Raw genomic sequence first — 5,211 nt, forward strand, 5'->3', positions numbered from 1 at the left:
CCGCCGGTCCGCTCGCCGCCGGTGGTCATTGCTTCGTTTCCGCGGCCCTGGCGGGCTCCACGCCGGCGGCCGAGGCCGCCGCCGCGCGCTCCCGCGCCAGCCCCTGGCGCCGCAGGACCACGGCCTGACGCACATAGTCCAGTCCGGTCACCACGGTCAGCACGACGGCGATCACCATCACCCAGAACCGCAGCGTGGCCAGCGGCCCGGTCAGCGCCAGCACGTACATCCCGACGGCCGTGCCCTGGGCCAGCGTCTTCATCTTGCCGCCGCGGCTCGCCGGGATCACCGCGTGTCTGATCACCCAGAACCGCATCAGCGTGATCCCCAGCTCGCGGAAGAGGATGACGCCGGTCACCCACCACGGCAGATCACCCAGCGACGAGAGACAGACCAGCGCCGCGCCCATGATCGCCTTGTCCGCGATCGGGTCGGCGATCTTGCCGAAGTCGGTGACGAGGTTGTACGTACGGGCCAGATGACCGTCGAAGATGTCGGTGATCATGGCGACGGCGAAGGCCGCCCACGCCCAGGCCCGCCAGACCGGGTCGTACCCGCCGTCCTGGAGCATCAGCATCACGAAGCCCGGCACGAGCAGCAGCCGCACCATGGTCAGGATGTTCGCGATGTTCCACAGGCTTGCCTGATCGAGCGCCGGAGCACCCCGCTTGGCGTCGGGCGCCGGCTTCGCGCCGGTACCGCCCGCCGCGGACGCCGGGACTCCGGTCATCTGGCCGCCTCCTCACCCGGGGTCCGGAGGACTTCCTCCGGAAGGTCGTCGTAGTCGGCCACGTACTCAGCCACCAGGTCGACGCCCTCGGTGCCGACCACCTTCGCCTCGACCATACGGCCGGGACGCAGACCTTCGCGTGACGTGAACAGCACCTGGCCGTCCGTCTCCGGGGCCTGGTGCGCAGCCCTGCCGACCGCCACGGCCTCCTCGCCGTCCTCGGAGTACTCCGAGGAGTCCTCGGAGCCCGTGGACTCGACGAGCACCACCAGGGCCTCGCCCAGCCGCTCCTCGGCCCGCTGCGAGGTCAGCTCCTCCGCCAGCCGCGACAGGTGCGAGAGCCGCTCGGCGACGAGGTCGGGGTCGAGCTTGTTCTCGTACGTCGCCGCTTCCGTACCGTCCTCGTCCGAATAGCCGAAGACCCCGATCGCGTCGAGCCGCGCGTGGGTGAGGAAGCGTTCCAGCTCGGCGAAGTCGGCCTCGCTCTCGCCGGGGAAGCCGACGATGAAGTTGGAGCGCACACCGGCCTGCGGCGCCTTGCCCCTGATGGTCTCCAGCAGTTCGAGGAAGCGGTCGGTGTCGCCGAAGCGCCGCATGGAGCGCAGCACCGACGCCGACGAGTGCTGGAACGACAGGTCGAAGTACGGCGCGACCTTCGGCGTCGAGGTGAGGACGTCGATCAGCCCCGGGCGCATCTCGGCGGGCTGCAGGTAGCTGACCCGGATCCGCTCGATGCCGTCCACGGCCGCCAGCTCGGGCAGCAGCGTCTCCAGCAGCCGGATGTCACCGAGGTCCTTGCCGTACGAGGTGTTGTTCTCGGAGACGAGCATGACCTCCTTGACGCCCTGCTCGGCGAGCCAGCGGGTCTCGGTCAGCACGTCGCTCGGCCGGCGGGAGATGAAGGACCCGCGGAACGAGGGGATGGCGCAGAAGGTGCACCGGCGGTCGCAGCCCGAGGCGAGCTTCACCGAGGCGACGGGGCTGCGGTCCAGCCGGCGGCGCAGCGGCGCACGCGGTCCTGACGCGGGCGCGACGCCGTCCGGCAGGTCGGCGGGGGCGGGCGCCGTCAGGAGGTCGCCGTGCCCGGGGAGGGCCACTCCGCCGGCGTCCTGCCGCTGCGCCGGGCTGAGCGGCAGCAGTTTGCGGCGGTCGCGGGGGGTGTGCGAGGCGTGGATGCCGCCGTTCAGGATGGTCTGCAGCCGGTCGGAGATGTCGGCGTAGTCGTCGAAGCCGAGCACACCGTCCGCTTCGGGCAGCGATTCGGCGAGTTCCTTGCCGTACCGCTCGGCCATGCAGCCGACGGCCACGACGGCCTGGGTTCTGCCTTGATCCTTCAGATCGTTGGCTTCCAGCAGGGCGTCGACGGAGTCCTTCTTGGCGGCCTCGACGAATCCACAGGTGTTGACGACTGCGACGTCCGCGTCCGAGGCGTCCTGGACGAGCTCCCAGCCGTCCGCTGCCAAGCGGCCTGCAAGCTCCTCCGAGTCCACCTCGTTACGGGCGCAGCCAAGAGTGACAAGGGCGACGGTACGGCGTTCGGGCATGGGCTCAAGACTACTTTGTCCTGGCCCTGCCCTTGCCGTTCAGGGTTGCCCGGGTGGCCGAGCGGTGGCCGGAGCCACCGCGCGCCCCGGTCTTCGTCAGCCCGCCTCGGGGTCACCCTGTGTGTACGAGAGCCGCTCGACCTGGCCGGACTCGAACTCGTCCGAGACCTTCTTGCCGTTGACGAACAGCTCTATGGCGCCGGCGTTCCCGAGGATGAGATTGACCTTCTCGTCGTCCTGGAAGGTCTTGGACTCACCCTTGGGGAGGATGCCGTCGAACAGCAGCTTGCCGTTGTGCGCCTTGGCGGAGATCCAGCTCTTGGCGTCGACGGCGGTGAGTTTCACCGTCACCTTGTCGCGCGGGGCGGCCGCGATGGCGCTGTCCGAAGGGGCGGGCTTGGGGTCGGCCGTCTTGGTCGGGCTGGCCTTGACCGCCGACTTGTCGGGCTTGGGTCCCTCGGCAGCCGACTTCGAAGCGCCGCTGTCGTCGGAGCCGTTGAACGCGGTGAATCCGACGAAGCCGACCACGGCGACGATCGCCGCGACCATGGCCGCCGTCCAGTTCGGCCGACGCCGCTCGGGGCGGATGCGCTCCGCCTCGAACATCGGCGCCGCCGGTGTGGGCGCGGGACGACCGCCGTGTTCGGCGTCGAACCGCTCGATGAGCGGATCGGGGTCGATCCCCGCCTGCTGGGCGAGCATCCGGATATGACCGCGTGCGTAGACGTCGCCGCCGCTGCGCGAGAAGTCGTCCTGCTCGATCGCGTGCACGATGGGGATGCGCACCCGGGTGGAGGCACTGACCTCGTCGACCGTCAGATTCGCTGCGACGCGCGCCTGCTGGAGGGTCTGGCCGATGGAGGGCCGGTTGTCTTCGGTCGAAGGCGGTTCTTCTGTCGAAGGCGTTTCTTCTTCTGGGGATTTGCCGTCGGGTGATTTGCCGATGGACACGGGGGCGCCTTTCGAGCGTGTAGCCACCTGCTGGACGTTCAGTCTATGGGTGGTACGAAAGGGTGGGGCAAGCGGAGCATCAGGTTTGTACGCCATCAGAATGGCCGGACGGCACGGCGGAGGCTCAGGACGTGATCCCTCTGTCCAACTTGACGCCCGACCAAGGGAAACGGTTGCCCGCGGAGACTGTCCGGTCCCCTCTTATTCAGCCTTCCCCCGGATCACGTCGAGCACCCCGTCCAATTCATCCGCCTTCACCAGGACATCGCGGGCTTTGGAGCCCTCGCTCGGCCCGACGATGTTCCTCGACTCCATCAGGTCCATCAGCCGGCCGGCCTTCGCGAAGCCGACGCGCAGCTTGCGCTGGAGCATCGAGGTGGAGCCGAACTGGGTGGAGACGACCAGTTCGGCAGCCTGGCAGAGCAGATCGAGGTCGTCGCCGATGTCCTCGTCGATCTCCTTCTTCTTGGCCGTGCCGACCACCACGTCCTCGCGGAAGACGGGGGCCATCTGGTCCTTGCAGTGCTGGACGACGGCGGCGACCTCGGCCTCGGTGACGAACGCGCCCTGCATACGGACGGGTTTGTTGGCACCCATCGGCAGGAACAGTCCGTCACCCTTTCCGATGAGCTTTTCGGCGCCGGGCTGGTCGAGGATGACCCGGCTGTCGGCGAGCGAGGAGGTCGCGAAGGCGAGCCGGGAAGGCACGTTCGCCTTGATCAGGCCGGTCACGACGTCGACCGAGGGGCGCTGGGTGGCGAGCACCAGATGGATACCGGCGGCGCGGGCCAACTGGGTGATACGGACGATGGAGTCCTCGACGTCGCGCGGCGCGACCATCATCAGGTCGGCCAGCTCGTCGACGATCACCAGCAGGTACGGGTACGGCGACAGCTCGCGCTCACTGCCCTCGGGCAGCTTGATCTTGCCCTGCCGGACGGCCTGGTTGAAGTCGTCGATGTGGCGGTAGCCGTACGCGGCGAGGTCGTCGTAGCGCAGGTCCATCTCGCGCACGACCCACTGCAGCGCCTCCGCCGCCCGCTTGGGGTTGGTGATGATCGGTGTGATCAGGTGCGGGATGCCCTCGTACGCGGTGAGCTCCACGCGCTTGGGGTCGACCAGCACCATCCGGACGTCCTCGGGGGTCGCCCTTATCATCACGGACGTGATCAGGCAGTTGATGCAGGACGACTTGCCGGAGCCGGTCGCGCCCGCCACCAGGACGTGCGGCATCTTGGCGAGGTTCGCCATCTCGTAGCCGCCTTCGACGTTCTTGCCGAGGGCGACCAGCATCGGATGGTCGTCCTCGGCCGCGGCGGCGAGGCGCAGCACGTCGCCGAGGTTGACCATCTCGCGGTCGGAGTTGGGGATCTCGATGCCGACGGCCGACTTGCCGGGGATCGGCGAGATGATCCGTACGTCAGGACTGGCCACGGCGTACGCGATGTTCTTGGCGAGCGCCGTGATGCGCTCGACCTTCACAGCCGGGCCGAGCTGGACCTCGTAGCGGGTGACCGTCGGGCCGCGGGTGAAGCCGGTGACCTTCGCGTCGACCTTGAACTCGCGGAAGACGTTGGTCAGCGAGTCGACGACCGCGTCGTTGGCGGCGCTGCGGGTCTTGCCGGGCCCGCCGCGCTCCAGGAGGTCGAGCGACGGCAGGGAGTAGGTGATGTCTCCCGCGAGCTGCAACTGCTCGGCCCTGGGCGGCAGCGGCCGGTCCTCCGGCGGCGTGGGCTTCGTCAGGTCGGCCACGGCCCCCGCGGGGGTGCCGCGCCGCCCCGACTCGCGCGCCGACGGCACCGGTACGGAGTGCTCCCGCGACGTCTCGTCGCCGCTCTCCCCGCCGTCCGAGCGGTCGTCCGCCCGCTCGTCCTCGCGGTCTTCGGGCCGCTTGCGCATCCGGTCGACGCCCTGGGTGAGTCCCGCGACGACGGGCGAGGGCGGCAGCCCGTTGAGTACGGCGCCGTCCAGCGCGGCTGCGGCGGC

The 5,211-nt window shown here is 69.4% G+C and carries 4 protein-coding genes; all 4 read right to left on the minus strand.

Annotated features, from left to right (window positions below; translation table 11 throughout):
• Positions 1-25: 25 nt before the first annotated feature.
• Entirely contained in the window at positions 26-730 is a 705-nt protein-coding gene (gene pgsA, locus HY68_RS01780; RefSeq protein WP_041983701.1) for a CDP-diacylglycerol--glycerol-3-phosphate 3-phosphatidyltransferase, read from the minus strand.
• Positions 727-2,274, minus strand: a complete 1,548-nt coding sequence (gene rimO, locus HY68_RS01785) for a 30S ribosomal protein S12 methylthiotransferase RimO (RefSeq protein ID WP_041983703.1) — start codon at positions 2,272-2,274, stop codon at positions 727-729. Before rimO ends, pgsA begins: the two co-directional genes overlap by 4 nt.
• A 96-nt stretch (positions 2,275-2,370) precedes the next feature.
• Positions 2,371-3,252: a helix-turn-helix domain-containing protein gene (locus HY68_RS01790; RefSeq protein ID WP_241778456.1), complete on the minus strand. Its 882-nt coding sequence runs from the start codon at positions 3,250-3,252 to the stop codon at positions 2,371-2,373.
• A 174-nt stretch (positions 3,253-3,426) separates the two neighbouring features.
• A partial coding sequence (locus HY68_RS01795) for a DNA translocase FtsK (protein ID WP_041983706.1) occupies positions 3,427-5,211 on the minus strand: 1,785 nt, incomplete at its 5' end.

Origin of the sequence: Streptomyces sp. AcH 505, from assembly GCF_000818175.1 — a bacterium.
Taxonomy (GTDB): domain Bacteria; phylum Actinomycetota; class Actinomycetes; order Streptomycetales; family Streptomycetaceae; genus Streptomyces.

Bases quoted from the DNA above. Each gene is read 5' to 3' on its own strand.
- pgsA (WP_041983701.1), bottom strand. From the start codon at position 730: ATGACCGGAGTCCCGGCGTCCGCGGCGGGCGGTACCGGCGCGAAGCCG.
- rimO (WP_041983703.1), bottom strand. From the start codon at position 2,274: ATGCCCGAACGCCGTACCGTCGCCCTTGTCACTCTTGGCTGCGCCCGT.